The sequence below is a fragment of the Streptomyces sp. TOM-9 genome, from assembly GCF_056858595.1.
This window is the reverse complement of sequence record NZ_JBXEQB010000001.1, coordinates 6,021,445-6,047,157: the sequence shown is the minus strand read 5'-3', so window position 1 is coordinate 6,047,157 and position 25,713 is coordinate 6,021,445. Positions and strand designations below refer to the sequence as shown.

Genomic DNA, 25,713 nt, shown 5'->3' with positions numbered 1-25,713 from the left:
GCGTGCGGGTGCGTGTGCGGCGGCCTGTGCCGCCGGTGGCCGGGGGAGGCCGGGTGCCGACGGTACGCCACCGGCCGACGGGACCGCCGCGCGTCCCGTCCTTCCCGTACGGATGCGGGAGCGGCCGGGCGCGGGGCGCCGTACTCCGTCCGGACGGCCGATGGCATCAACCGGTCGCCGATGGCGGAAGCTGGATGGTGTGAGCGTCCGGTCGTCAGTCGTCCCCGCCGGGGCCGGGCACGGGGTCCGTGCCGTCCCAGCGGGCCCTGCGCATGTCGAGGCGGGGTATGTGGCCCTTCGCGGCCCGCGGGGCCTGGCGCAGCGGGGTGCCCTCCGCGCGGTAGTGCTCCAGGGCGCGCAGTTCGTGGCCCGGCAGCAGCCCGCCGTCCGCGCGCACCACGCGCCACCACGGCACGGCCCCGCCGTACAGCGCCATGACGTGGCCCACCTGCCGGGGACCGCCCTCCTCCAGCCACTCGGCGACGTCGCCGTAGGTCATGACCCGTCCGGGCGGGATCCGCTCGGCGACGTCCAGCACGCGCTCCGCGTACGCGGGCAGCTCCTGGACGTCGTCGTCCGGACCGTCGTCCGGGTCGTGTGCGGTGTCCTTGCTCATCCGTCACATGGTGCCCCACGGCACCGACAGTCGCGGCCGGCGCCCGCGCGTGCGGGGGCGCCCGGGACGGCGAATTGCCCCCTCCTGCGCCCATGCGCGCGCCGCTCGTGCCACCATCATCCGGGCGGTGACTGGTGATACGAGATCAAAAAGAGACAGCAGGAGAGCACGACGTGAGCGGGAACGGAGCCGCTCGCGCGGTCCCCGCTGCCTCCGAGGGCCCCGGGGACGGCGCTCCGGCGGCTCCGGACGAGCGCGCCGAGCAGGCCGTGTCCGCGTCCGGTGACGCCCCGCGCGGTGAGACCCGCGCCACATCGAAGGCCCCGGCCGGACAGCCGGCGGTGACGCCCGCGCGGTCCGGGGACGACGCCCAGGACGACACCCCCGGCACCGCCGAGGCCCCGGACATCGAGACCCCGGACGCCGAGGCCCCGGACATCGAGACCCCCGGCACCGCCGACGGCCCCGGCGCCGAAGAGTCCGTCACCGGCACCACCCCGCACACCGACCCGGTGGCGCGGGACGAGCCGCTGCTGCCCGCGCGCGTGCACCGGCCCGTCGACCTCATGCGCTTCCTCTTCGGGCTCCTCGGCATCGCGATCGTGCTGATGATCGCGGGCTTCGCGCACGCGACGACCTCCGGCGTGGAGCAGGACATCGCCGAGGGCGCGACGCACGCGCCCGAGCCGCTGATCACGATCGCCGGGCTGCTGGCGACCGTGGCGGTGCTGATCGTGCCCGTGGCGTTCGCCGTGGAGCGGCTGATCAAGCGGGACGGGCTGCGCATCGCGGACGGCGTGCTGGCCGCGGTCCTGGCCCACGGGGTGTCGCTCGCCACCGACCTGTGGGTGTCGGACGCGGCGCCGGTGGCGATCCGGGACGCGCTGACCCGTGACGCGCCCGGCGGCGGGATCACCGACCCGGTCCACGGCTACCTGGCCCCGGTGATCGCCTACATGACGGCGGTCGGCATGGCCCGGCGGCCGCGCTGGCGGGTGGCGCTGTGGTTCGTGCTGGTCGTGGACTCCTTCGCGGTGCTGGTGGGCGGCTACACGACACCGTTCTCGATCATCGTGACCGTGCTCATCGGCTGGACCGTGGCGTACGGCACGCTCTACGGGGTCGGCTCGCCGAACGTCCGCCCGACCGGCCAGAACCTGCTCGCGGGCCTGCGCCGGGTGGGCTTCGCCCCGCTGACCGCGGTCCGCGCGGAGGACGAGTTCCCCGACGCGCCCGACTCCGACCGGGGCCGCCGCTACCTGGTGACCCTGGAGCAGGGCCCGCTGCTCGACGTCACGGTCGTGGACCGCGAGCAGCAGGCGCACGGCTTCTTCTACCGCATGTGGCGCCGGCTCCAGCTGCGCGGGATCACCCAGCGGCGCAGCCTGCAGTCGCTGCGCCAGGCGCTGGAGCAGGAGGCGCTGCTGGCCTACGCGGCCATCGCCGCCGGCGCCAACGCCCCGCGGCTGATCGCCACCTCCGAGCTGGGCCCGGACGCCGTGATGCTGGTGTACGAGCACATGGGCGGGCGCTCCCTGGACGCGCTGTCGGACGAGGAGATCACCGACGAGGTGCTGCACGGCGCCTGGGAGCAGGTGCGGGCGCTGCAGTCGCGCCGGATCGCGCACCGCAGGCTGGTCGGCGAGGCGCTGAAGATGGATCGCCACGGCGACGTCTTCCTGACCGACCTGCGCGGCGGGGAGATCGCGGCGGGCGACATCGTGCTGCGCATGGACGTGGCGCAGCTGCTCACCACCCTGGCGCTGCGCGTCGGCCCGGAGCGGTCGGTGGCCTCGGCCGTGGCCGTGCTGGGCCCGGACGCCGTCGCCGACTCCCTGCCGCTGCTGCAGCCGATCGCGCTCAGCCGCACCACCCGGGCCACGCTGAAGCAGCTCGCCAGGGAGCGCGCGCAGCGTGAACGCGAGGCGGTGCTGGCCGCGTCCCGCGCCCGGCGGGCGGACGGGGTGACCGGTGACGCGGGTGAGGCAGCCGGCAAGGACGCGGGCAAGGAGACCAAGGCCGAGCGGCGGGCCGAGAAGAAGGCGATCGAGGACGCGCTGGACGGGGTCCGCGAGGAGGACCTGCTCACCCGGATCCGCCACCAGGTGCTGCTCATCCGTCCGCAGGCCCCGGTGGAGCCGGTACGGCTGGAGCGGGTGCGGCCGCGCACGCTGATCAGCATCATCGCGGGCGCCTTCGCCGCGTACTTCCTGCTCTCCCAGATCAGCAGCATCGACCCGGCGACGCTGCTGGCCGAGGCGAACTGGATCTGGGTCATCGTGGCCGTGCTGGCCTCCGCGCTCAGCTACGTCGCGGCGGCGATGGCGCTGTCCGGCTTCGTGCCGGAGAAGCTGTCCTTCGTCCGCACCACGCTGGCGCAGGTCGCCGGTTCCTTCGTGAAGCTGGTGGCCCCCGCGGCCATCGGCGGCGTGGCGCTCAACACGCGCTACCTGCAGAAGTCGGGCGTGCGCCCGGGCCTGGCGGTGGCGAGCGTGGGGGCCTCGCAGCTGGTCGGCCTCGGTTCGCACATCAGCCTGCTGCTGGTGTTCGGCTACATCACGGGCACCGAGAAGACGCCCTCCCTGTCGCCGTCCCGGACGGTGATGGCGGGCCTGCTGACGGCCGGCGTGCTCTTCCTGGTCGTCACCGCGGTGCCGCCGTTGCGGCGCTTCGTGTCCACGCGGGTGCGGGCGCTGTTCGCCGGGGTGGTGCCGCGCATGCTGGACGTGCTGCAGCAGCCGATGAAGCTCACCACGGGCATCGGCGGCACGCTGCTGCTGACCCTCGCCTTCGTGCTCTGCCTGGATGCCAGCATCCGCACCTTCCACGGCGAGGTGAACTTCGCGGCGGTCGCGGTGATCTTCCTGGCGGGCAACGCGCTGGGCTCCGCCGCCCCGACCCCGGGTGGCCTGGGCGCGGTCGAGGGCGCGCTGATCGCCGGTCTGACCACCATCGGCCACCTGGACTCGGCGACGGCCACCTCCGCGGTGCTGCTGTTCCGGGTGCTGACCTTCTGGCTGCCGGTGCTGCCCGGCTGGCTGGCTTTCACCCAGCTCACCAGGCGGCAGGCGCTGTGACGCGGGCCCACTGACAGGGGATGTCAGTGGGCCGCCCCTACGGTCCCCCGTCATGGACACCACGCACATCGTCGAGTTGCGGCAGTACACCCTGCGCCCCGGCGCCCGGGACACCCTGGTCGAGCTGTTCGAGCGCGAGTTCGTCACCAGTCAGGAGGCCGCCGGGATCCGGGTCGGCGGCCGGTTCCGCGACCTGGACGACCCGGACCGCTTCGTATGGATGCGGGCCTTCCCCGACATGGCGGCCAGGACCCGCGCCCTGCACGCCTTCTACGACGGCCCCGTCTGGCGGGCGCACCGCGAGGAGGCCAACGCGACCATGACCGACTCCGACGACGTCCTGCTGCTGCGCGGCCCCGGTTACCGCGTGCCGGACGACGCCGGGCTGGTCGTCGCGACCGTCTGCCACCCCGCCGACCCGTCCGGCTTCGTGCCGCCGGACTCCGCCCGCGCCGTGCACCGCACCGAGCACGCGGCCAACGGTTTCCCGGCGCTGCCCGTGCGCACCGGCGAGGACGTCGTGGTCTGGTTCGCCGCCTACGCGCAGGCCGGCGCACGCCCCGCGGAGCCCGCCCTGCCCGCCGGCCCGGAGCGGCGGTTGCTGCGGCCGCCGCAGCGGCTGCGGCTCGCCCCGGTGCGCGTTGCGGGGCCTCAGCGCAGGATGTCGCCGAGGTCGTAGCCGACCGGTTCCTCCAGCTGCGCATAGCTGCAGCCGGCGGGGTCGCGGTCGGGCCGCCAGCGGCGGAACCGGGCGGTGTGCCGGAATCGGTCGCCCTGCATGTGGTCGTACGCGACCTCCAGGACGCGCTCGGGCCGCAGCGGGACCCAGGACAGGTCCTTCCCCGCGCTCCAGCGGCTCTGGGCCCCGGGCATGCGGCCGCCGGGCTCTCCCCCTGGCTTCGCCGGGTGTGCCCCCGCCTCGGCCCAGTCGGCCCAGGGGTGGCCCTCGGCGGACTCCATGCGCAGCGGCTCCAGTTCGGCGACGAGTTCCTCGCGCCGGCGCATCGCGAACGAGGCGCAGACGCCGACGTGCTGGAGCCGGCCGGCGGCGTCGTGCAGGCCGAGCAGGAGGGAGCCGACGACGGGACCGGATTTGTGCCAGCGGAAGCCGGCCAGCACGCAGTCGGCGGTGCGCTCGTGCTTCACCTTGATCATGACGCGTTCGTCGGGGCGGTAGCCGACGTCCGGGGGCTTGGCGACGACGCCGTCCAGTCCCGCGCCCTCGTACTGCTCGAACCACCGCCGGGCCAGCTCGATGTCGGTGGTGGCGGGGGCGACGTGGACCGGTGGCCGTGCCGTGCCGAGCGCGTCGACCAGGGCCTGGCGGCGCCAGGTCTGCGGGTCCGCCATCAAGGAGCGGTCGCCGAGCGCCAGCAGGTCGAAGGCGACGAGGGAGGCGGGGGTGCGTTCGGCGAGCTGCCGCACACGGGAGTCGGCGGGGTGGATGCGCTCCAGCAGGGCGTCGAAGTCCAGCCGGCCCTCGCCGGCGATGACGATCTCCCCGTCGACGACGGCACGCGGCGGCAGTTGGGCGCGGACCGCCTCGACGACCTCCGGGAAGTAGCGGGTCAGGGACTTGCCGGTGCGGCTGCCGATCTCCACCTCGGCGCCGTCGCGGAAGACGATGGCGCGGAACCCGTCCCACTTGCCCTCGTACAGCATGCCGGGCGGGATCTCGGTGGCGGACTTGGCGAGCATCGGCTTCACGGGCGGCATCACCGGCAGGTCCATGCCGCGATTCTCCGCCCGACGGGCGCCGCCCGCCCGTCGGGCCTACCGTGTCGGGGACGGGAGAGGCGGTGACGGCATGGCAGAGGCGGTCGAGCTGACCGTCGGCGAGCGGACGGTCCGGATCTCGAACCCGGGGAAGGTGTACTTCCCGGAACCGGGCTTCACCAAGCTGGACGTGGCCCGCTACTACCTCACGGTCGGCGACGGCGTCCTGCGGGCGCTGCGCGACCGGCCGACGACGATGGAGCGATACCCGGACGGGGTCGAGGGCGAGTCGTTCTTCCAGAAGCGCGCGCCGAAGAACACCCCGGACTGGATCCCCACCGGCCGCATCCGCTTCCCCTCCGGCCGCCACGCCGACGAGATCTGCCCGACCGAGGTGGCCGCGGTCGTCTGGGGCGCCAACCTCGGCTGCCTCACCTTCCACCCGTGGCCGGTCCGGCGCGGCGACCTCGACCACCCGGACGAACTGCGCATCGACCTGGACCCGCAGCCGGGCACCGACTTCGCCGACGCGGTGCGCGTCGCCGGCGAACTGCGCGGGCTGCTGGAGGAGCTGGGCCTGCGCGGCTGGCCCAAGACCTCCGGCGGGCGGGGCCTGCACGTCTTCGTGCCCATCGAGCCCGAGTGGACGTTCACCGGGGTGCGGCGGGCCGCCATCGCCATCGCCCGCGAGATGGAGCGTCGGATGCCCGGGCAGGTCACCAGCGCGTGGTGGAAGGAGGAGCGCGGCGAGAAGATCTTCGTCGACTACAACCAGACCGCGCGCGACCGCACCATCGCCTCCGCCTACTCCGTACGGCCCAAGCCGTACGCCCCGGTCTCCGCGCCGCTGCGCTGGGAGGAGGTGCCGCAGGCGCACCCGCGGGACTTCGACCTGGTCACCATGCCCGCGCGCTACGCCGAGCTGGGCGACGTCCACGCCGGCATGGAGGAGCACGCCTTCCGGCTGGACGCCGTCCTGGAACTGGCCGAACGCGACGAGCACGACCGCGGGCTGGGTGACATGCCGTACCCGCCGGACCACCCCAAGATGCCCGGGGAGCCGCTGCGGGTGCAGCCGAGCCGGGCCAGGAACAAGCCGGACGCCGCCGGGGGCGAGGACTGACGGCGCGGCAGGACGGCGCGGCACGACCCCTTCCCACCGCGACCGCGCTGACGCATCATCAGGCGCATGCCCGCGCCTCGACCCGTGCCCCTGGACGAGTACCCGGTCCATCAGATCGCCCGTTCCATGCGCCACGTCGCGACCGGTGACCGCAACGCCTACGACCGTTCGATCTTCCACTTCTTCGACCACGAGGGCCGGGCCCTGCTCGTCACCGGCCTCGGCGTCCACCCCAACCTCGGCGTCACCGACGCCTACGCGACCCTGACGCGCGGAACCGGCATGCTCGCGGTGCGCGCCTCGGACGCGCTCGGCGAGGACCGCATGCGGCAGCAGGTCGGGCCGCTGCGCATCGACGTCCTGGAACCGCTCCGCAGGCTCCGGCTGACCTGCGACGACGAATTCCTCTCGTACGACCTGGAATGGGAGGCCGCGTTCCCGGCCGTCGAGGAGCCGCACCACGCCCAGTACCGGGGCGGCCGGCTCTTCCTGGAGGCCAGCCGCTTCGTCCAGGCCGGCACCTGCCACGGTGTGGTCCGCACCGGCGACGGCGAGGAGATCCACGTGGAGCGCGGCCGCTGGACGGCCACCCGGGACCGCAGCTGGGGTGTGCGCCCGGTGCCCGGCGAGGCGCCGGGACGGGCCGAGGAGGAGCACCGCCCGCAGGGTTTCCACTGGCTGTGGATACCGATCCGGTTCGACGACCGCTTCGTCATGGTGATCGCCCAGGAGGACGCCGACGGCTACCGCTCCCTGGACGAGGCCCTGCAGATCACCGAGCACGGCCCGGACCGGCAACTGGGCCGGGCCCAGGTCGGCATCACCTACCGGGAGGGCACCCGCACCCCGGTCTCCGCCGTCGTCCACCTCGACGGCGGGAAGATCGAGGCCGAGGTGCTGGTCTCCAGCCCGCTCGCCGTCGGGGCCGGCTACCCGCCCGCCCGCGACTGGCAGCACGGCGAGTGGAAGGGCCGCGGATGGCTCGACCGCCGTGCGTATGACCTGACGGATCCGGCGGTCATGGCGCCGGCCGCGTACGGAGTCACCGACCACGCCGCGCGTTTCGCCTGGGACGGCCGGGTCGGCTACGGCATCTTTGAGCACGGCAGCTTCGGCCGCCACACCCCCAGCGGCTTCACCGGTCAGGAGGCCATGTGACAACGGTGCGCACCACCACCCGCGATCCCCGACTGCTGCGCAGCCGCCTCGACGAGTGGCTGGCCGCGAAGCACCCCGGCGCCCACAGCCGCGCGGTGCACGCCCCCTCCGCGAACGGCCTGTCCAGCGAGACCGTCCTGTTCGACCTGGCCGTCCCCCATCCGGGGGGCACCGCACGCCAGCGCATCCGCCCCTGCGTGCTGCGGCTGGCCGGCGACCCCGACGCCTACACCGTCTTCCCGACGTACGACATGGCCGCGCAGTACCGCGTCATCCGGACGGTCGCCACGCGCACCCGCGTCCCCGTGCCCGAACTGCTGTGGCTGGAGCCCGACCCGGGGCCGCTCGGCGCGCCCTTCTTCGTCATGGAGCGCGTCCCGGGGCGCGTCCCGCCGGACGTCATGCCCTACACCTACGGCGGCAACTGGCTCTTCGACGCCTCCGAGGAGGACCGGGCGCGGCTGGAACGTTCGACGGTGCGCGTCCTCGCCGAACTCCACACCGTCCCCGGCGAGGGGACCCTGCGCGCGCACGTCGACGCCCAACGCGCCTACTACGAGTGGGTCGTGGACGGGCTGGCGCCCTCCCCCGTCATCGAGCGGGCCTTCGCGTGGCTGGAGAAGCACTGGCCCGCCGACCCCGGCCCGTCCGTGCTCAGCTGGGGCGACGCCCGGGTCGGCAACATCGTCTACGACGCCGACTTCGCCCCCGTCGCCGTCCTCGACTGGGAGATGGCCTCCGCCGGCCCCCGGGAACTGGATCTCGCCTGGCTGGTGTACCTGCACCGCTTCTTCCAGGACCTCACCGTCACCGCCGGCTTCCCCGGCATGCCGGACTTCCTCGGCCGCGACCGCGTCGCGGCGACCTACGCGGAGCTCACCGGGCACACCCCGCGCCACCTGGACTTCCACCTCCTGTACGCCGCGCTGCGGCACGCGGTCGTGATGCTGCGGATCGGTCACCGCCAGGTGCACTTCGGGGAGCGCGAGATGCCGGCCGACCCGGACGCGCTGATCCTGCACCGGGACACGCTGGAGGCGATGGTGGAGGGCCGCCACGGCTGATCCCGGGACCCGGCCCGGAACCTCACGCAGAACCTCACGCTCCGTGACGGCGGGGCCGTCCGGGGTGCCCGCAGCGGCGCCCCGGACGGCCCCGCGGCCCGTTGCCGGGCGGCCGCCACCCGGGTGGACCTCAGGACCTGCGGCCGGACGTCATCCGTGCCACCCTGGCGGGGGAACGGGATGACGATATTCACCCGTTTGTCATGTCGTGCGCTGCTGTATCCGGGTACGGGCTGCGACCCTCGGTCGGGGAGGGGATCCGCGCCGTCGTGAGGAGTACGCATGCACCAGCACCTCGCCCGTACCGCCACGGCCGTCGCCCTGCTGGGAGCCTCCGCGTTCGTCACCATGCCGGCCCACGCGGCCCCCGCGGACCCCTCCTCCCCCACGGTCTTCGCCCACCGGGGCGCGTCCACCGAGGCCCCCGAGAACACCCTGGCGGCCGTACGCCGGGCCAACGAGCAGCACATCAAGTGGATCGAGAACGACGTCCAGCGCACCAAGGACGGGGCCCTGGTGGTGATCCACGACACGACGCTGAACCGCACCACCGACGTCGAGCAGGTCTTCCCGGACCGCTCCCCCTGGCGCGTCGCCGACTTCACGCTCGCCGAGATCCGCCGGCTCGACGCCGGCAGCTGGTTCGCGCCCCGCTTCCGCGGCGAGCGCGTCCCCACCCTCCAGGAGTACCTGGCCCTCCTCGACCGCGACCAGCAGGGCCTGCTGCTGGAGCTCAAGCAGCCCGAGCTCTACCCCGGCATCGAGAAGCAGACCGTCGACACCCTCGAGAAGGCCGGCTGGCTCGACCGGGCCCACCTCTCCGGCCGCCTGGTCATCCAGAGCTTCAGCGCCGACGCCCTGCGCCGCACCCACGCACTGCGCCCGGCCGTCGAGACCGGCTTCCTGGGCAGCCCGCCGGTCTCACAGCTGAAGGAGTACGCGGCCTTCGCCGACCAGATCAACCCGGACGAGAAGGACGTCACCTACGCCTACGTGCAGGCGGTCCACGGCACGAAGGGCCCCGACGGCAAGCCGCTGCGCGTGAACGCGTGGACGGTCGACGACCTCACCACCGCCGTCCGCATGGCGGCCCTCGGCGCCGACGGCATCATCACCAACCGCCCGGACGTCATCCGCAACGGCGTGCAGTGACCCGGACGGGGGCGTGCGCGGCCCGTTGAACCGCTCGGCCGAACGCGACGTACCAGTCACCGTGGGTGGCACCGGGTCGCCGACGTGGAGGGAAAGGGCCGAACGATCCCCTTGGACGCGAGCCGCCCCGTCAGCAGCGCCGGCACGGCGCACGGCCGGCAGGAAGTGCCGGGCCTCGAAGGTCTGCGCGGCCTGGCCGCACTGTACGTACTCCTGTTCCACTGCTGGCTGTACACGTTCCCGGGGTATCCCGACAGTTCCGCCCCCCGGTGGCTGGACGGGCTGATGTACGGCCGGCTCGCCGTCGTCTTCTTCCTGGTGCTGTCGGGGTTCTCGCTGGCCATCTCCCCGGCGCGCGACGGCTGGCGGCTGGGCGGTGCCGCCCGTTTCCTGCGGCGCCGGGCCTGGCGCATCCTCCCCCCGTACTGGGCGGCGCTCGCGCTGAGCCTGGTCGTCGCCTTGTTCGTGGTGCCGGCCTCGCACTTCGGGCCGCCCACCGGCGCGACGGTCCTGGTGTACGGGCTGGTCGCCCAGGACGTGTTCACCGCGCCGACGCCGAACGGCACGTTCTGGTCGATCGGCGTGGAGGCGGAGCTCTACCTCCTCTTCCCGCTCCTGCTGTTCGTCCGGCGGCGGCTGGGGGCCGTGGTCCTGGTCGCGGGCGTGACGCTCCTGGTCGTCGCCCGGGGCCTGACGGCCGCGCACGCGACCCCGGTGGAGGGGGACAACTGGCTCACCCCGCACCTCGCCCCGGTGTTCGTCGCCGGCCTGGCGGGCGCGGGGATCGTCGTCGCGTCGGCCCGGGTCCGGCGCCTGCCGTGGCACTGGTTCGCCGTCCTGGCCGCCGTGCCGGTCGTGGCGCTCGCCGCCGTCAAGGGCCGGGTCTGGACGGTGGACCACTACTTCTGGGTGGACCTCGCCGTCGCGCCCGCCATGACGATGCTGATCGCCGCGGTCGCCACCGGAAGGCCCGCCCTCCTGCTACGGCTCCTGACCGCACGCCCCGTCCGGGTCCTCGGCGACTTCTCGTACAGCCTCTACCTCGTGCACCTGCCCGTCGTCATGACCGTCATCAGGCGCGTCGCCCCCGGGTTCGTCTCCCCCGGGCTGCCCACGTTCTGGTTCACCCTCGTAGTGGCGTTGCCCGTCTCGCTGCTGGTGGCGTGGCTGTTCGCCCGGATCTTCGAGCTGCCCTTCAAGCGGCACCGCTCCTGGAAGTCCCTGCTCGCGCCGGTCCGTTCGCGGACCAACGGGCCGGCCCGGCCAGGGCCGGCCGAGGCCGCGCCGGCAGGTCCGTGACGTCCGGCCCGTGACGTCCGGCCCACGGGAACGGCGAAGGCCCGCGGCGTCCGAACCGGTCGGACGCCGCGGGCCTTCGCCTCACCTGTCGGTCAGTACACCGGCTTGTCGGGCTCGATCGTGTTGACCCAGCCGATGACGCCACCGCCGACGTGGACCGCGTCGGAGAAGCCCGCGGACTTCAGGACGGCGAGGACCTCGGCGGAGCGGACGCCGGTCTTGCAGTGCAGGACGATCTTCTTGTCCTGGGGGAGGTCCTGGAGGGCGTTGCCCATGAGGAACTCGTTCTTGGGGATCAGACGCGCACCCGGGATGGAGACGATCTCGTACTCGTTGGGCTCACGGACGTCGATGATGTCGATGTTCTCACCGTCGTCGATCCACTCCTTGAGCTGCTTGGGAGTGATCGTCGACCCCATCGCCGCCTCCTGCGCCTCCTCGGAGACGACGCCGCAGAAGGCCTCGTAGTCGATGAGCTCGGTGACGGTCGGGTTCTCGCCGCAGACCGCGCAGTCCGGGTCCTTGCGGACCTTGACCTGGCGGTACTGCATCTCCAGGGCGTCGTAGATCATCAGGCGGCCGACGAGCGGCTCGCCGGTGCCGGTGAGGACCTTGATGGCCTCGGTGACCTGGATGGAGCCGATGGACGCGCACAGCACGCCCAGGACACCGCCCTCGGCGCAGGAGGGCACCATGCCCGGCGGCGGGGGCTCGGGGTACAGGCAGCGGTAGCAGGGGCCGTGCTCGGACCAGAAGACCGACGCCTGGCCGTCGAAGCGGTAGATGGAGCCCCAGACGTACGGCTTGTTCAGCAGCACGCACGCGTCGTTGACCAGGTAGCGGGTCGCGAAGTTGTCCGTGCCGTCGACGATCAGGTCGTACTGGCTGAAGATGTCCATCACGTTGTCGGCCTCGAGCCGCTCCTCGTGGAGGACCACGTTGACGTAGGGGTTGATGCCCTTGACGCTGTCGCGGGCGGACTCCGCCTTGGAACGGCCGATGTCCGCCTGGCTGTGGATGATCTGGCGCTGCAGGTTGGACTCGTCGACCTCGTCGAACTCCACGATGCCGAGCGTGCCCACCCCGGCGGCGGCCAGGTACATCAGGGCGGGCGAACCGAGACCGCCGGCGCCCACACAGAGCACCTTGGCGTTCTTCAGCCGCTTCTGCCCGTCCATCCCCACGTCGGGGATGATCAGGTGGCGGGAGTACCTGCGGACCTCGTCGACGGTGAGCTCGGCGGCCGGCTCGACCAGGGGTGGCAGCGACACGGGGACTCCGTTTGTCGATCGATCACTACGGTGGTTATTCCCGTAACACTGCCACGCCCTTCTTCATTCCGAGACCGCCGTCCCGAGGGGCGAGACCGATGTTGGTCACATGCTGGGCGGTGGCTGGCGGCGGAGCATGCGCGAGGCCTCGTCCCAGTAGCCCGGCAGGCCGTCCCAGGCCGCGTGGTCGGTGCGGTCGGTGAAGTAGACGGTCGCCGCGCCCTGCCAGCGGGCGATCCGCATGGCGTTCTCCAGGTGCGGGGCGGGGACGCCGTGCACCAGGTGGCAGAAGCGCTCCGGCGGGTACGCGGCCGTCCACTCCGGCGCTTCCGACCAGCGGTACTGCATCCACGGCCCGGCGAAGGTCACCAGTTGGTCGGCGGCTTCGGCGTAGCCCTCGTACGGATGGCAGCCGTGACCGAGCACGACGTGCCCGGTGCCGCCGCCCTCCACCGTCAGCAGCGCGCGCAGGGTGGTGATCACCCGGCGGCAGTCGGACAGCTCCGAACTCGTGGTCGGCGCACGGTCGAGGTAGAAGCCGTCGACCCGGTACCAGTCGAGGAAGCGGTGCGCGTCGGCGACCAGTTGGCCAAAGGGACGCGCCCCGTGCCGGGTGTCCAGGTACCCGAGCACCGGTACGGCCGCGTCGCGCAGCCGGGCGCACGCCTGCGTGTAGAGCGGGTCGATCCGGGCGCCCGGGCCCCGCGCCGCGTTGAGCACCACCCAGTGCATCGGCGCCTCGGGACGGGCCAGTTCGGCCCATTCGCCCGGGGCGACCAGCGGGTGCGCGTACGCGGGGACCCCGAAGCCCAGTCCGTCGCAGCGGTCGATCGGCCTGCGCAGGCCGCTCGGTGTCACACGCGGCATGCCGCCTCCATCCAGACGTCGGCGAGGGATTCCTCGAGGGCGATGCGCGGACGCCAGCCGAGGCGGTCGCGGGCGGTACGGATGTCGGCCTGCTGCCAGGCGCCGCAGCCGTCCGGGTAGTGGGGGTGGCCGGTGCCGTTCGCCATCAGGTGCGGGTCCTCGACCTCGTGGAGGGCGCCCGCGTAGCCCGCGGCGTTGGCCAGGGCCGCGGCCACCTCGCGCAGCGGTACGGCCCGGCCCGTGCCGATGTTGACCAGGCCCTGGGCGGCGGAGAGCGAGGCCGCGTGCACGGCGCGGGCCACGTCGCGCACGTCCACGAAGTCCCGCTGCACGCCGAGTCCGGTCAGCTTCAGCTCGCCGTCGCCGGTCTGCATGGCCCGGCGCATCGCCTCCGCGAGCCGCCCGATCGGCGAGGCGGTGGGCGTCCCCGGGCCGACCGGGGTGAAGACCCGCAGCACGACGGCGTCGAGCCCGGAGCCGAGCACCAGTTCCGTCGCGGCGAGCTTGCTGACCCCGTACGGACCGCCCGGACGGGGCACGGCGTCCTCGGCCGTCGAGGAACCGGTGGGTGAGGGCCCGTACTCCGCGGCACAGCCCACCTGGACCAGCCGGGCGGAGGTGGCGCTGCGGCGCATCGCCTCGCACACGGAGGCGACCGCGATCGTGTTGTGCCGTGTGAGTTCGCGTGCCCCGCCGCGCGTGGCGCCCGCGCAGTTGACGACGACCCCGGGGTGGACGGCGTCCATGAAGCGCGCCAGCGCGCCGGGACTGCCGGACGACAGGTCGAAGCGCACGTCCGCGTCGTCGCTGCGGCCGAGGGCGGTCAGCTGCACGGCGGGGTCGGCCAGCAGCCGTTCGGCCACATGGCGGCCGACGAATCCGTTGGCGCCCAGGAGGAGGACTCTCATAGCGAGCGCCTCCGCTGCGCTCGCCGTGGTCGGGGGTGCGGGTGGGTCATCGTGAATGGCTCCTTGGCTTCTTCTACGGAACTGCGGGGTGTGCCGGGCCGCCCCGGCCGCCGGCCGCTCATCGCGGCGCCGCCGCGACCGTGTGCGCCGACGCGCGCGAGAGCGTGGTCAGGGCGTGGGCCGCCAGCGCCAGGGCGGCGGCCGCGCAGGCCAGCACGGGGACGGCGGCCGGCGGGAGGGGGGACCGGTTCAGCAGGGCCGCGGCCAGGGCCACGGCCTCGGTGGCGCAGGCGAGCCCGGTGCCGATGGCGGCCGGGTCGGGGTGGCCGTGCACCGCGAGCAGACGGGCGGTGAACAGCAACAGGGCGAGCGCCGCGGGCCCGGCGAGCGCGGCGGGGGTGAGCGGGGCACCCGCCACGGCCCGTGCGGCGCACAGCAGCACGAGCACGAAGGCGAGGAAGAGTGCGAGCGTGCCCGCCAGCAGCGGCCGCACGGCACCGCCGAACTCCTCCAGGCTGCGGCTGCGCAGCAGGTGCCCGCGGGAGCGCACCGCGAAGCGGTGGGCGCACCAGGCGGCCGGCGCGAGGGACAGCGCGAGCGCGGTCAGCTCGGCGGCGTCCGCGGCGGGCAGCACGCCCCCGGCGAAGCCGTCGACCGCGCGCGGCCCGTACAGCCCGAACCCCACCAGCCAGCAGCTCCACACCGCGCCCGCCGGGCCCGTACCGTACGGCGCCCTCAGCGGTCCGCGGCGCAGGGCGACGAGGAGCACGAGCAGGAGCAGCGGCAGGGCCACCGCGACCACCGTGACCGGCGGCAGCAGGCGCAGTGCCCCTCCGGCGGCGGCGCAGACGGCGCCCGGGGCGAGGGTGAGCAGCAGGGCGGGGCGGTCCGCCGGCCGGCCCGCGGCGGGCGGGGCGGTGGCGCGGGGCACCCGGGCGTAGAGCTCCTCGGCGAGGGAGAAGACGTCGCGGTGCCGGAAGCCCGCCGCGACGCGGTCGGTGACGCCCTGCGCCTCCAGTCCGGCCACGATCTCCAGCGGGTCCACCGCCTCGGCGCACAGCTGGCGGTGACGGTGCATCAGGGCGCGGACGGGGTCGGCGGGGCCGCGTTTGCGGGGGCCGCCCCTGCGGGCGCCGGCTTCGGTCTCCTGCACGTGGCTCATGCGCGTTCCCGCCCCTCGGCTCCGGCGTACGCGGGCTCACGGGCGGCGAGCGCCCAGGCCGGCACGGCCGTCCAGTGGCCGGGGACACGGGATTCGGCGGGCCTGCCGAAGGGGACGGGGGTGCCGTCCGGATCGCGCAGCGGGGCCTGACGGCCGGGCGCGTGGGCGACCAGGTCGAGGTAGATCTCCCGGAACGCGGCCAGGTTCCGCTCGACGGTGAAGAGCTCCAGGGCGCGTTCGCGTGCGGCGGCGCCCAGCCGCTGCCGGCGCTCGGGGTCGCGCAGCAGGGCGACGCAGGCCTCGGCGAGCGCCTTCGGGTTGCGCGGGGGCACGACCAGGCCGGTCCCGCCGATGACCTCCCGTACGGCGCCGACGTCCGTGGAGACGGTGGCCCGGCCGCAGAACATGGCCTCGACCAGGGTGACCGGGAAGCCCTCGACGACGCTGGAGAGGACGACCACGTCCCCGGCCGCGTACGCGTCGGGGAGCGCCGGGGCGCCCGGCGAGCCGAGCTCCTCGAAGGTGACCGGGTTCTCGCCCGCGGTGACGGCGTCGGCCGCCTCGTCGGGGAAGAGCTGCGCCGCCAGGGAGCGGCACTGCTCCAGGTACGCGGGGTCGCCCTCGCCGGCGCGCACGACACGCAGCCGCGCCCCGGGTTCCTCCTTGCGCACCTCCCCGAAGGCGTGCAGCAGCCCTACCAGGTCCTTGCCGGGGTCGACCCGGCCGACCCACACCAGCGCCGGCTCGCCGCCCTCGGCGTCGGCCGGGGGCTCGGGCACGGGCCCCTGGTAGCCGGGGTAGACCGTACGCACGCGGTCCCGCTCGGCGCCGCAGTGCTCCTGCCAGCGGCGCGCGTGGGCGTTGCCGGGGGTGACCAGGGCGGCCCGGCGGTACGCCTCGCCCGCGAGGTGGCGGTGGAAGGCGGCGAGCAGGGCGCGTACGGGGGCGGACAGTCCCGCGGCACGGTGCAGCAGCAGGGTCTCGCGCAGCCGCACGCCGTACTCGGTCACCAGCAGCGGCGTGCCGAAGAACCGTTTGGCCAGGAGAGCGGGCAGAAGGGCGGTGCCGCCGGTCACGGCGTGGCAGAGGTCGGCGGTGGCCAGCGCGTCGCCGAACTCGTCGTACCAGGGCGCGGCCAGCGGCCGCAGCGCGCGCTCCAACTGGTCGGCCGCGAGCAGGAGATCGCCCACCCCCGCCTCTCCGACGAGGGGTCGCGCGCCGGGCGCCCGGCAGACCTCCTCCAGCACGCGCACCGCGTGCTCGGAGCGCAGCAGCGCCGGGACGCCACCGTCCTCGCGGGCGAGTTCGGCGAGGCCGTAGAGCGCGGAGGCGAAACGGTCCGCCACGCCATTGGCCCCGGCGTCGCCCGCCAGCACGCCGACGAGGTCGCGGTACTGCTCCAGCGCCTGCGCCCGCCGCCGGCGCGCCTTGCCCGGCACGCCCCCGGGCCCCGGCGGCGGCCCCCACAGCGGCAGCACGCGCACGTCTCGCACCTGCGGTGGCAGCGCCGGCAGCCCCGCCGTCCCGGCCCGTTCGTTCCTGCCGAGCGCGTACACCGCGAACTCGTGCCCGGGGAGACCGCGCACGAGCCGGTCGACCCAGGCGCCCCCCTCACCCCGGGCGTACGGATAACCACCCTCCGCGAGTAATGCGACACGCACGTCTGCCCCCTCTCCGCACCGGTCTGTTCAGGCGCGATGACCGTATTCCGGCGAAGTGGGGGCACGACGGACGGTTGTCCGCCATGCCACCGAAAGGGGTGAAGAGACGTAACTTTCCCCAGCGTTGTGCGTTGTGACCGGGTAGACGTTCACCGGGTGGTCCCCGGGCGAGCGGGGCGCGGTGCGATTCCCGCGCGGGCGCCGGCGGTGGCTGTTATCGTCACCGGTATGAAGCGCGCTGCCATGACGACGACGCCGGAGAGTGTCCCGGCGCGCTGACCCCTGTCATGAAGAAGCCCCGGGCGAGTGCCCGGGGCTTCCGCTTGCGGTCATTCGCCCGCCGTCCGCGAGGAGACCGCCATGCACGACCACCGCAGACTCGGCCGCGAGCTCGGCCTGTTCGACACCGACCCGCTGATCGGCGCAGGACTGCCCTACTGGCTGCCGGACGGCGCCGCCGTCCGGCACGCCCTGGAGGAGTACGTCCGCGAGGCCGAACGCCGGGCGGGCTACCGGCACGTGTACTCACCCGTGCTCGGCAAACGCGAGCTGTACGAGATCTCCGGGCACTGGGCGCACTACAGCGACGACATGTTCCCGCCGATGGACCTCGGCGGCGAGCAGGTCGTGCTGCGGCCGAGCCTCTGTCCCCACCACGCGCTGATCTACCGCTCGCGCCCGCGCAGCCACCGCGAACTGCCGCTGCGCATGGCCGAGCTGGGCGGCATGTACCGCTCCGAGCTGTCCGGCGTGCTCGGCGGGCTCACCCGCGTACGGGCCATCCAGCTCAACGACGCGCACATCTTCTGCACCCTCGACCAGGTCGCCGACGAGGCCGCCGCCGCCCTGGGGATGATCGGCCGGGCGTACCGCGCCCTGGGCATCACCCCCGCCCGTCACCGGCTCTCCCTCCCCGGGCCCGGCGGCAAGTACGTCGCCGAGCCCGAGCTGTGGGAACGCTCCACCGCCCTGCTGACCGAGGTCCTGGACCGCTCGGGGCTGCCCTACGAGGCGGCGGAGGGCGAGGCCGCGTTCTACGGGCCCAAGATCGACGTCCAGGTCGCCGACGGCGCGGGCCGCGAGGCCACCTTGTCCACCGTGCAAATCGACTTCCACCAGCCCCGGCAGTTCGGGCTGCACTACATCGGCGCGGACGGCGCGAAGCACCGTCCGGTCATGGTGCACCGCAGCGTCGTCGGCAGCGTGGAGCGGGCCGTGGCGCACCTGGTCGAGCAGCACGGCGGAGCGTTCCCCCCGTGGCTCGCGCCGACCCAGGTGGCCGTCCTGCCGGTATCGGAGGCCGAGCTGCCCGAGGCCGAGGCGCTGGTGGGGCGGTGCCTCGGCCTGGGCCTGCGCGCGGACCTGCGCGCACCGGACCGCGGCACCCTCGGGGCGCGCGTCCGGGAGGCCCGCCTCGTCCCCTACCGGGCCGTCATCGGCCCGAAGGAGGCCGCGGACGCGCACGTCGCCCTGCGGCTCCGCGATGGCCGCCGCCTTCCGCCGCTGCCCGCGCACGTGGTACTGGAACGCGTCCGTGCGGCCGTGGCCGCCCATGACGTGGAGCTGTGGCCCGGGCGAGAGGACCCCGCCTGACCCCCGCGCGGCACGGCGGACCGGGGCGCGCCCGTCCGACCGGGCCGGGCGCGCCCCGGCGCGTCAGGCGGTGGCCGCCAGGGCGTGGCGCCGGGCGGCGCGCCGGGCGGCGGACTCCTCCGGGTCGAGCACCGGGACCGCCGCCAGCAGCCCCTTGGTGTACTCGTGCTCCGGCGCCTCGTAGACCCGCCCGGCAGGCCCGTACTCCACGACCCGGCCCGCCCGCATGACCGCGACGTTGTCACTGACCTGACGCACCACGGCCAGGTCGTGGGCGATGAAGACCAGTGCGATTCCCAGCTCGCGCTGCAACTCGCCCAGCAGCCGGATGACCTGCGCCTGCGTCGTGACGTCGAGCGCCGACACCGGCTCGTCGCAGACGATCAGCCTCGGCTCGGGCGCCAGCGCCCGGGCGATGCCGACGCGCTGCCGCTGACCGCCGCTGAACTCGTGCGGATAGCGGTGGTACCAGTCGGGGTCGAGCCCGACCCGTTCCAGCAGTTCCCGCACGCGGGCGACGACCGCGGCGTCGTCGAGCACGCCGGCCGTCCGCAGCGGGTCCGCGATGGACTCGCCGATGCTGCGCCGCGGGTTGAGCGAGGACACCGGGTCCTGGAACACCATCTGCAGTCCCGGCGTGCCCGGGCCGGAGCGCGCGCCCGGGCGCCGCAGCTCGCCGCCCGTGGGCTCCAGGAGCCCCCCGAGCATCCGCCCGAGCGTGGTCTTGCCGCTGCCGCTCTCGCCGACGACGCCGAGCGTCTCGCCCGCGCGCACGGTCAGCGAGACGCCGTCGACCGCCGCGACCCGGGAGCCGCGCCGGCCGAACTCCCGCCGCAAGCCGACGGCTTCGAGAAGGACCTCGCCCACGGCCGCGCCGCGCGGCTTCGCCGTCTCCACCCGCGGGACCGCGGCCACCAGGTCCCGCGTGTACGGCTGCTGCGGTGCGCCCAGCACGGTGCCGACCGGCCCGCGCTCCACGGCACGGCCGTCCTTCATCACCAGGACCTCGTCGACGCTCCCGGCCACCACGCCCAGGTCGTGGGTGACCAGCAGCAGCCCCATGCCGGTCTCCTGCCGCAGTTCGCCGAGCAGGTCGAGGATCTGCGCCTGCACGGTGACGTCGAGGGCCGTCGTGGGTTCGTCCGCGACGAGCAGCCGCGGCTCGCAGGCGAGCGCCATGGCGATGAGCGCCCGCTGGCGCATGCCGCCGCTGAACTCGTGCGGCCGGAAGCGGGCCCGCCTCGGTGCGTCGGCGATGCCGACCCGGTCGAGCACCTCGACCGCCCGCGCGCGGGCCGCCCTCCGGGAGGCCTTGGGGTGGTGGACCCGGTAGACCTCGGCGATCTGGTCGCCGATCGCGAAGTACGGGTCGAGCGAGGACAGCGGGTCCTGGAAGACCATCGCCGCGAGCCCGCCGCGCAGCCCGCGCAGTTCCTTCTCCCCAGCGGACAGGACGTCGACGCCGGCCACCCGCACCGAGCCGCCGATCCGCGCACCGCTGCCGCGGTGCAGTCCCAGCAGGGTGAAGGCGGTGGCGCTCTTGCCGCTGCCGGACTCGCCGACGACGCCGAGGGCGCCGCCCTGCTCCAGGGAGAAGGAGAGCCCGTCCACGGCCCGGACGGTGCCCGTGCCGGTGGGGAAGTCGACCGTGAGGTCCTCGACCTCGATCAGCCGTGACGTCATGCCAGCACCACCCGTCGGTCGGCCACCGCGTACAGGACGTCCGCGAGGGCGTTGGCGAGGACCACGAAGAAGCCGGTGACCAGCACCAGTCCGACCACGACCGGCAGGTCCTCGGTCTTCACCGAGTCCACCAGGCTCTTGCCGAGCCCGGGGATGCCGAAGAGCGACTCGGTGAGCACCGCGCCGCCGAACATCGTCCCCAGGTCCAGCGCGGTCAGTGCGATGACCGGTGGCAGGGCGCCGCGCAGCGCGTGCCGTCCGATGACGGAACGCTCGCGGACGCCGTAGGCGCGGAAGGTGCGCACATGGTCCTCGGCGAGCGTGTCCAGCATGGAACTGCGGGTCAGCCGGGCGTACTTGGCGCTCTCCAGGATGGCCAGGGAGAGCCAGGGCAGCACCAGGTTCCACGCCCACTGCTCGGGGTCCTCGGTCAGCGGGACGTAGGACGGGAAGGGCAGCCAGCCCAGCACCGAGACGAACAGCAGCATCAGCAGGATGCCGATGATGAAGACGGGCACGGCGTTGCCTGCGAGGGTGAGCCCGGTCAGCAGCCGTTCGGTGAGCCCGCCGTGGCGCAGCGCCGAGAGCACCCCGGTGCCGACGCCGATGACCAGCCACAGCACCATCGCACCCAGCGAGAGCGAGGCGGTGGCCGGCAGCCGCTGCGCGAGCAGGGAGGTCACCTGCTCGCCGCTCTGGTAGGAGAAGCCCAGGCAGGGTGCGCCGCAGTGCTCGGTGCCGACACCGGTGCTGATGTCGGTGCCGGCGAACAGGCCGTGCAGGAAGTGGGCGTACTGCGCGTAGGCCGGGTCGTCCAGGCCCAGCTGGGTGCGGACCTGGGCGACCTGCTCGGCGGAGCACTTCGGCCCGCAGGCCAGCCGTGCCGGGTCGCCGGGCAGGACGTAGAAGAGCGCGTAGACCGCGATGCTCAGTACGAGCAGGACCAGCAGGGCCGCCAGCAGCCGGCGCAGCGCGAACCGGGTGAGGAGGATCATGACCGCGCCTCCTTGCGCCTGCGGGCCAGGGACCGCAGGCGGCTGCCGGCGCGCGGGTCCAGGGCGGTGCGCACGCCGTCACCGAGGGCGGTGAAGGCGAGGACGGTGACGAAGATCAGGCCGGCGGGCAGCAGCACGTACGTCGGATCGGCCTGGTACCAGGTGGTCGCGGAGGAGAGCATCTGTCCCCAGGAGGGCGTGGGCGGCTTGACGCCGATGCCGAGGAAGGACAGTCCCGCTTCCGACGCGATGTTGGAGGGCACCAGCAGCGCGCTGTAGGTCACCACGGGCGCGGCCAGCGACGGCAGCAGTTCGCGGCGCGCGATCCGCCACCGGCCGGCGCCGCCGAGCCGGGCGGCGGCCACGTAGTCGAGGGACTTCAGGCTCAGGGTCTGGGCCCGGACGATGCGGGAGGTGCCGCCCCAGCCGAGCAGGCCGAGGACGAGGACCAGCAGCACCGGACGCGGGAAGCCGGCGGGGACGATCGCCAGCAGGGCGATGGAGAAGACCAGGGTGGGCAGCGCCAGCATGACGTCGGTGGTCCGGCTGAGCAGGTTGTCCAGGAAGCGGTTGCCGAGGCCGGCGGCGAGGCCGACCGCGACCCCGAGGACGACCTGCACGACGGTGGCGGCGAGGCCGATGCCGAGCGAGATCCGCGCGCCGTACACGAGCCGGGCGAACAGGTCGCGTCCGGTCCCGGGTTCGACGCCGAGCCAGTGGTCGGCGCTCACGCCGCCGAAGGAGCCGGTCGGCACGCCGCCGAGCGCGGAGTCGACGGCCGAGGCGTGGTACGCGTCCGGGTCCTGCCCCTCCAGGGCGGCGAGCAGCGGGGCGGCGAGGGCCACCAGGACGAGCAGGGCGATCACGGCGACCCCGGCGAGGGCGGCGCGCTGGGCGCGCAGCCGCCGCCAGAGCTGCCGGGCGCGGCGAGCACGTCGGTCGTGGTCACTTGACCGCGACCTGCGAGACGTCGAGGACGCCGGTCCAGTCGCTGATGACGACGTTCTTGACGTCCTTGCCGTACAGGCGCTTGTAGACCGGGTGGACCAGCGGCACGGTCAGCGCCTGCTCGCCGATCTTCTTGTCGAGGGCGCCCCAGCGGACGGCGGCGGCCTTGAGGTCGGTGAGCTTGTTGATCTCGTCGATCTCCTGGTTCACGGCCGGGTCGTCGAGCTGGGCGTTGTTGAAGTTGTAGCCGTCCTTGACGATCTGCCGGCCGTCGAAGATCGGGGCCAGGAAGGGGCCGCCGGACGGCCAGTCGGCGCCCCAGCCGGCGAGGAAGAAGCCCGGCTCGGTCTTGATGCCGTGGATCTTCTCGCTGTAGGCGCTGGACTCCAGGCCCTCCAGCTTGACGGTGATGCCGGCCTTCTTCAGGGCGTCCTGCAGGGCGGTCGCGACCTCCGGGCCCTGCTCGTCGCCGCCGCTGCTGTCGTGGGTCAGCGTGACGGTCAGGCCGTTCGGGTAACCGGCCTCCTTCAGCAGCTCCTTGGCCTTGGCGGCGGCACCGCTCTTGCCGGCCGGGAACGCGTCGTACGGGGTGTAGCCGAAGGACTCCTGCGCGGGCAGGAAGGTGGTGGCCGGCTCGGCGAGCGAGGAGCCGCCGAGGGCGTTGACGACGGTGCTGCGGTCGACCGCGTAGGAGATCGCCTGGCGCACCTTGGGGTTGTCGAACGGCTTCACCTTCGGGTTGAAGGAGATGTAGTCGGTGTAGCCGAAGTGCCCGGTGCCGACGCGGCCCGCCAGCTCCTCGTCGCCGGTGATCTTGGCGAGTTCGGCGGCGGTGAGGTTGGTGTCGGTGGTGACGGCGGCGGCGTCCTTGCCGGAGCCGGAGGACAGCCGCTGGTTGATCACGGCGGCGTCGAGGCCGGAGCGGACGTCGATGCGGTCCGGGTAGGCCTTGCGCTCCTCGTCGGTCTTCGGGTCCCAGTGGGTGTTGCGCTCCAGGACGAGGTGCTCGCCGTCGTTCTCGTTGCCGACGACCTTGTACGGGCCGGAGGAGAACGGGTGGTTCTCGTACTTGGTGCCGGTGTCCTTGGCCTTCGGCACGGGGGCGAAGGAGGTCTGGGTGGCCAGGAACGGGAAGTCGCCCTCGGGCTTGTTCAGGTGGAAGACGATGGTCTTCGCGTCCGGGGTCTCGATGGAGGCCAGGCCGCCCTTGTCCTTGTACGGGCCCTGGTACTCCTTGCCGCCGACCAGCCAGTCGCGCAGGTAGGGGGCACCGCCGGACAGCTCGGCGGCGAAGGAGCGCTCGATGCCGTACTTGATGTCGGCGGTGGTGATCGCGCTGCCGTCCTCGTACTTCAGGCCGTCCTTGAGGTGGTACGTCCAGACGGTGGCGTCCTGGTTGGGCGTGCCGGTGTCGGTGGCCAGGTCCGGGACGACCTTCGCGCCGTCCGCGCCGTTCTCGCGGTTGCGGGTGGTCAGCGTGCGGAAGACCAGGCCGGGGACGTTGCCGCCGCCGGAGGTGTAGAGCCGCGCCGGGTCGAAGTCCTCCTGCGGGGACTGGTTGAGCACGTAGAGCGTGCCGCCCTTGGCCGGCTTGCCGTCGGCCGCCTTGGCCCCGCTGTCCTCCGGGCCGCAGGCGGCGGCGCCGCCGGTGATCGCCAGGACGACGGCTGCCGCTGCGAGGCGGCGAGGTGTGACGGACAGGTGAGACATCGAAGATCCCTTTCGCGGCTGCGAGGTGGAGAGGGCGGGGCTGGGGAAGGCCCGCAGGCAGCGGCGACGGCCTCATGAGGAGGCCGTGAGGGATCGATCAGATGTCGAGCACTGTGCCCACGGGCGGGAAGGTCCGGGGCGGGAGGGAAGAACGTGCCCTTTACGCGCCCGGCACCGTGGAGCACCGACACAGGATGTCGGCCACGCTGTGCCCGGCCACGCCGATGAGCGCCAGCTCGATGCTGGCGTCCTCGTCTGTGGCGGGGCTGTGCGGCATGCCGAAAACATTGAACGATTAATCGCCCGATGTCAAAAAGCTAGCCCCGGGGGTAGGGCCAGGCGTTGGGCTTGCAGGTCAGGCCCCCGTAGGAGAGGAACTTCGTCTGCTGCATCATGACCGGGGCCAGGGCGCCCTGCTTGGGGCAGAGCACATGGTCGTAGCCGAGCCGGTGCCCGACCTCGTGGTTGATCAGCATCTCGCGGTAGGCGGGCATCCGGTCCGGGCCGTACGTCTGCGACCCCTGCGCCCAGCGGTACGCGTTGATCATCGTCCGGGGAGTTGATGCCGCATCACATGACACGTTGTCAACCGTCGTGTCCAGGCCGGACTTCGCACACCAGGTGGCCGTCGTGCCGGGACTCGCCAGGGTGATCACGATGTCGGCCGGGCCCGTTGAGACCCGCTCGAAGGTGCGGGACCCGGCGTGCGCCCAACTCCGCTTGTCATTCAGCGTCTTGTAGACCGCGTCGGCGAAGAGCCGGCCGTCCAGCGGCAGCCCCTTCTCGACGTCCACCCGCACGCGCAGCAGGTTGCCCTTGCCGGGGGCCTTCTCCTGGCCGGCCACGGTCTGGAACTTCCCCGCCAGGCTCAGGTCCTGGTCGAGCGGGTAGCGCCGGACCATCGCCTGGTCGTAGCTGAGCGGGGCGGTGACCGCGGAGGGTGAGGTCGAGGGGGTCGCCCGGCCCTGGGAGCGGGACGCGGAGTCGTCGGTGCCCCGGCTGCCGCCCGGTGCCGCGGCGGCGGACGAGTGACGCTTGTCACCTCCGGCGGCCATCTGGCCCGCGACGACGACGGCCAGCACGGTCACGACCGCCGCGGCCGCGGCGCCGCTGAGCGCGCGAGTCCTGACGCCCTTCTTGGGCCGTTCGGGTTGTCCGTCGCCCTCCCCGGCCTCCGCGGCACCCTCCTCGGGTGCCCCGGGTCCCGTGGTGGCGGAGGGCGCGTCGAAGGCCGCGACGAAGTCCCGCCGCGGACCGGGGCCGCCACGGGCTCCCGCGCCGGGGGCCCGGCGCTGGCGCGGGAAGCCGGATATTCGGGGCGCGGTGAAGAGGTCCGCGTCGAGGGGGTCGTCGTCCTCCGGGTACTCCGTGCCGAGCGCGGTGTCCGCCAGCTCCGCGGGCCGGGTCCCGCGCGGCGTGCGCGGCGGGGCCCAGGAACCCGCCCGTCCCCAGGCCGAGTGCTCGCGGTGCTCGGGGTGGGAGTGGCCCGGGACGTCGTCGTGACCGTGCCCGGCGCCCCCGGGCCGGAAGCCGTCCCGGCCGCCCGGCACGGAACCACCGGGCGCCTGGCCCGGTCCGCCCGGCCGCTGCGGGGTCGTCGTCCCCGGGCCGGAACGCCGCCGGCGGCCGGTGCCCGAGTTGCCGCCGGCTATGCCCGGTACGTCGTCACGGCGGCCGTCACGGCCGCCCGGTGCGCTGTGCCTGCCCATG

The 25,713-nt window shown here is 73.8% G+C and carries 20 protein-coding genes and 1 pseudogene; 8 read left to right on the top strand and 13 right to left on the bottom strand.

Going from position 1 to position 25,713, the window contains the following annotated elements:
• Nucleotides 1–214: 214 nt before the first annotated feature.
• Nucleotides 215–616, bottom strand: coding sequence for an MGMT family protein (locus AC1VWI_RS28335; RefSeq protein WP_499513828.1), 402 nt, complete (start codon nucleotides 614–616; stop codon nucleotides 215–217).
• A 566-nt stretch (nucleotides 617–1,182) separates the two neighbouring features.
• Here AC1VWI_RS28335 and AC1VWI_RS28330 point away from each other — a divergent pair.
• Both AC1VWI_RS28330 and AC1VWI_RS28325 read left to right on the top strand, forming a co-directional pair.
• Entirely contained in the window at nucleotides 1,183–3,693 is a 2,511-nt protein-coding gene (locus AC1VWI_RS28330) for a lysylphosphatidylglycerol synthase transmembrane domain-containing protein (protein ID WP_499516936.1), read from the top strand.
• A 52-nt stretch (nucleotides 3,694–3,745) separates the two neighbouring features.
• Nucleotides 3,746–4,372, top strand: a complete 627-nt coding sequence (locus AC1VWI_RS28325; RefSeq protein WP_499513827.1) for an NIPSNAP family protein — start codon at nucleotides 3,746–3,748, stop codon at nucleotides 4,370–4,372.
• On the opposite strand, the gene AC1VWI_RS28320 is transcribed toward AC1VWI_RS28325, so the two are convergent.
• Nucleotides 4,345–5,424, bottom strand: coding sequence for an ATP-dependent DNA ligase (locus AC1VWI_RS28320; RefSeq protein WP_499513826.1), 1,080 nt, complete (start codon nucleotides 5,422–5,424; stop codon nucleotides 4,345–4,347). The two genes, AC1VWI_RS28325 and AC1VWI_RS28320, sit on opposite strands and share 28 nt — an antisense overlap.
• 76 nt (nucleotides 5,425–5,500) lie before the next feature.
• Here AC1VWI_RS28320 and ligD point away from each other — a divergent pair, with 76 nt between their 5' ends.
• The 5 genes from ligD (at nucleotide 5,501) to AC1VWI_RS28295 (ending at nucleotide 11,205) form a co-directional block, all read left to right on the top strand.
• Nucleotides 5,501–6,532, top strand: a complete 1,032-nt coding sequence (gene ligD, locus AC1VWI_RS28315) for a non-homologous end-joining DNA ligase (RefSeq protein WP_499513825.1) — start codon at nucleotides 5,501–5,503, stop codon at nucleotides 6,530–6,532.
• Nucleotides 6,533–6,598: 66 nt separating this feature from the next.
• Nucleotides 6,599–7,690 (top strand): Rv3169 family protein, encoded by a 1,092-nt coding sequence (locus AC1VWI_RS28310; RefSeq protein ID WP_499513824.1) that lies wholly within the window; start codon nucleotides 6,599–6,601, stop codon nucleotides 7,688–7,690.
• Nucleotides 7,687–8,754 carry a phosphotransferase family protein gene (locus AC1VWI_RS28305; protein WP_499513823.1) on the top strand — a complete coding sequence of 356 codons (1,068 nt, stop codon included), beginning with the start codon at nucleotides 7,687–7,689 and terminating at the stop codon, nucleotides 8,752–8,754. Before AC1VWI_RS28310 ends, AC1VWI_RS28305 begins: the two co-directional genes overlap by 4 nt.
• Before the next feature lie 282 nt (nucleotides 8,755–9,036).
• Entirely contained in the window at nucleotides 9,037–9,906 is an 870-nt protein-coding gene (locus tag AC1VWI_RS28300) for a glycerophosphodiester phosphodiesterase (protein ID WP_499513822.1), read from the top strand.
• Between the two features lie 111 nt (nucleotides 9,907–10,017).
• Nucleotides 10,018–11,205, top strand: a complete 1,188-nt coding sequence (locus AC1VWI_RS28295; RefSeq protein ID WP_499513821.1) for an acyltransferase family protein — start codon at nucleotides 10,018–10,020, stop codon at nucleotides 11,203–11,205.
• Between the two features lie 92 nt (nucleotides 11,206–11,297).
• Here AC1VWI_RS28295 and moeZ read toward each other — a convergent pair whose 3' ends face one another.
• The 5 genes from moeZ to pelF all read right to left on the bottom strand — a co-directional run bounded on the left by moeZ (nucleotide 11,298) and on the right by pelF (nucleotide 17,074).
• Entirely contained in the window at nucleotides 11,298–12,476 is a 1,179-nt protein-coding gene (moeZ, locus tag AC1VWI_RS28290) for an adenylyltransferase/sulfurtransferase MoeZ (RefSeq protein WP_499513820.1), read from the bottom strand.
• A 105-nt stretch (nucleotides 12,477–12,581) separates the two neighbouring features.
• Nucleotides 12,582–13,343, bottom strand: a complete 762-nt coding sequence (locus AC1VWI_RS28285) for a spherulation-specific family 4 protein (RefSeq protein WP_499513819.1) — start codon at nucleotides 13,341–13,343, stop codon at nucleotides 12,582–12,584.
• Complete coding sequence (locus AC1VWI_RS28280; RefSeq protein ID WP_499513818.1) at nucleotides 13,331–14,251, bottom strand: NAD-dependent epimerase/dehydratase family protein; 921 nt, start codon at nucleotides 14,249–14,251, stop codon at nucleotides 13,331–13,333. Before AC1VWI_RS28280 ends, AC1VWI_RS28285 begins: the two co-directional genes overlap by 13 nt.
• Nucleotides 14,252–14,369: 118 nt before the next feature.
• The gene (locus AC1VWI_RS28275; RefSeq protein ID WP_499513817.1) at nucleotides 14,370–15,413 is read right to left on the bottom strand and encodes a hypothetical protein; all 1,044 of its coding nucleotides are present in this window, start codon (nucleotides 15,411–15,413) and stop codon (nucleotides 14,370–14,372) included.
• Nucleotides 15,410–17,074, bottom strand: coding sequence for a GT4 family glycosyltransferase PelF (gene pelF, locus AC1VWI_RS28270; RefSeq protein ID WP_499513816.1), 1,665 nt, complete (start codon nucleotides 17,072–17,074; stop codon nucleotides 15,410–15,412). Before pelF ends, AC1VWI_RS28275 begins: the two co-directional genes overlap by 4 nt.
• A gap of 306 nt (nucleotides 17,075–17,380) precedes the next feature.
• On the opposite strand from pelF, the gene thrS reads away from it, so the two are divergent.
• Nucleotides 17,381–18,667, top strand: coding sequence for a threonine--tRNA ligase (gene thrS, locus AC1VWI_RS28265; protein WP_499513815.1), 1,287 nt, complete (start codon nucleotides 17,381–17,383; stop codon nucleotides 18,665–18,667).
• A 63-nt stretch (nucleotides 18,668–18,730) separates the two neighbouring features.
• Here the strand turns inward: thrS and AC1VWI_RS28260 are convergent, their stop codons facing one another.
• The 6 genes and pseudogenes from AC1VWI_RS28260 to AC1VWI_RS28235 form a co-directional block, all read right to left on the bottom strand.
• Complete coding sequence (locus AC1VWI_RS28260; protein WP_499513814.1) at nucleotides 18,731–20,350, bottom strand: dipeptide ABC transporter ATP-binding protein; 1,620 nt, start codon at nucleotides 20,348–20,350, stop codon at nucleotides 18,731–18,733.
• Nucleotides 20,347–21,345, bottom strand: coding sequence for an ABC transporter permease (locus AC1VWI_RS28255; RefSeq protein ID WP_499513813.1), 999 nt, complete (start codon nucleotides 21,343–21,345; stop codon nucleotides 20,347–20,349). Before AC1VWI_RS28255 ends, AC1VWI_RS28260 begins: the two co-directional genes overlap by 4 nt.
• Nucleotides 21,342–22,268: pseudogene (locus tag AC1VWI_RS28250) on the bottom strand (ABC transporter permease); the annotation flags it as partial. The pseudogene AC1VWI_RS28250 and the gene AC1VWI_RS28255, both read right to left, overlap by 4 nt.
• A 22-nt stretch (nucleotides 22,269–22,290) precedes the next feature.
• Nucleotides 22,291–24,003, bottom strand: coding sequence for an ABC transporter substrate-binding protein (locus AC1VWI_RS28245; protein ID WP_499513812.1), 1,713 nt, complete (start codon nucleotides 24,001–24,003; stop codon nucleotides 22,291–22,293).
• Nucleotides 24,004–24,163: 160 nt separating this feature from the next.
• Nucleotides 24,164–24,280 carry an Ms4533A family Cys-rich leader peptide gene (locus AC1VWI_RS28240; protein WP_499513811.1) on the bottom strand — a complete coding sequence of 39 codons (117 nt, stop codon included), beginning with the start codon at nucleotides 24,278–24,280 and terminating at the stop codon, nucleotides 24,164–24,166.
• Nucleotides 24,281–24,320: 40 nt separating this feature from the next.
• Nucleotides 24,321–25,712, bottom strand: coding sequence for a DUF3152 domain-containing protein (locus tag AC1VWI_RS28235; protein WP_499513810.1), 1,392 nt, complete (start codon nucleotides 25,710–25,712; stop codon nucleotides 24,321–24,323).
• Between the last annotated feature and the right edge of the window lies 1 nt (nucleotide 25,713).

Excerpts from the sequence above, each read along its gene's own strand:
- AC1VWI_RS28335 (WP_499513828.1), bottom strand. The coding sequence starts at position 616 with ATGAGCAAGGACACCGCACACGACCCGGACGACGGTCCGGACGACGAC.
- AC1VWI_RS28330 (WP_499516936.1), top strand. The coding sequence starts at position 1,183 with ATGCGCTTCCTCTTCGGGCTCCTCGGCATCGCGATCGTGCTGATGATC.
- AC1VWI_RS28325 (WP_499513827.1), top strand. The coding sequence starts at position 3,746 with ATGGACACCACGCACATCGTCGAGTTGCGGCAGTACACCCTGCGCCCC.
- AC1VWI_RS28320 (WP_499513826.1), bottom strand. The coding sequence starts at position 5,424 with ATGGACCTGCCGGTGATGCCGCCCGTGAAGCCGATGCTCGCCAAGTCC.
- ligD (WP_499513825.1), top strand. The coding sequence starts at position 5,501 with ATGGCAGAGGCGGTCGAGCTGACCGTCGGCGAGCGGACGGTCCGGATC.
- AC1VWI_RS28310 (WP_499513824.1), top strand. The coding sequence starts at position 6,599 with ATGCCCGCGCCTCGACCCGTGCCCCTGGACGAGTACCCGGTCCATCAG.
- AC1VWI_RS28300 (WP_499513822.1), top strand. The coding sequence starts at position 9,037 with ATGCACCAGCACCTCGCCCGTACCGCCACGGCCGTCGCCCTGCTGGGA.
- AC1VWI_RS28285 (WP_499513819.1), bottom strand. The coding sequence starts at position 13,343 with ATGCCGCGTGTGACACCGAGCGGCCTGCGCAGGCCGATCGACCGCTGC.
- AC1VWI_RS28280 (WP_499513818.1), bottom strand. The coding sequence starts at position 14,251 with ATGAGAGTCCTCCTCCTGGGCGCCAACGGATTCGTCGGCCGCCATGTG.
- AC1VWI_RS28275 (WP_499513817.1), bottom strand. The coding sequence starts at position 15,413 with ATGAGCCACGTGCAGGAGACCGAAGCCGGCGCCCGCAGGGGCGGCCCC.
- AC1VWI_RS28260 (WP_499513814.1), bottom strand. The coding sequence starts at position 20,350 with ATGACGTCACGGCTGATCGAGGTCGAGGACCTCACGGTCGACTTCCCC.
- AC1VWI_RS28255 (WP_499513813.1), bottom strand. The coding sequence starts at position 21,345 with ATGATCCTCCTCACCCGGTTCGCGCTGCGCCGGCTGCTGGCGGCCCTG.
- AC1VWI_RS28245 (WP_499513812.1), bottom strand. The coding sequence starts at position 24,003 with ATGTCTCACCTGTCCGTCACACCTCGCCGCCTCGCAGCGGCAGCCGTC.
- AC1VWI_RS28240 (WP_499513811.1), bottom strand. The coding sequence starts at position 24,280 with ATGCCGCACAGCCCCGCCACAGACGAGGACGCCAGCATCGAGCTGGCG.
- AC1VWI_RS28235 (WP_499513810.1), bottom strand. The coding sequence starts at position 25,712 with ATGGGCAGGCACAGCGCACCGGGCGGCCGTGACGGCCGCCGTGACGAC.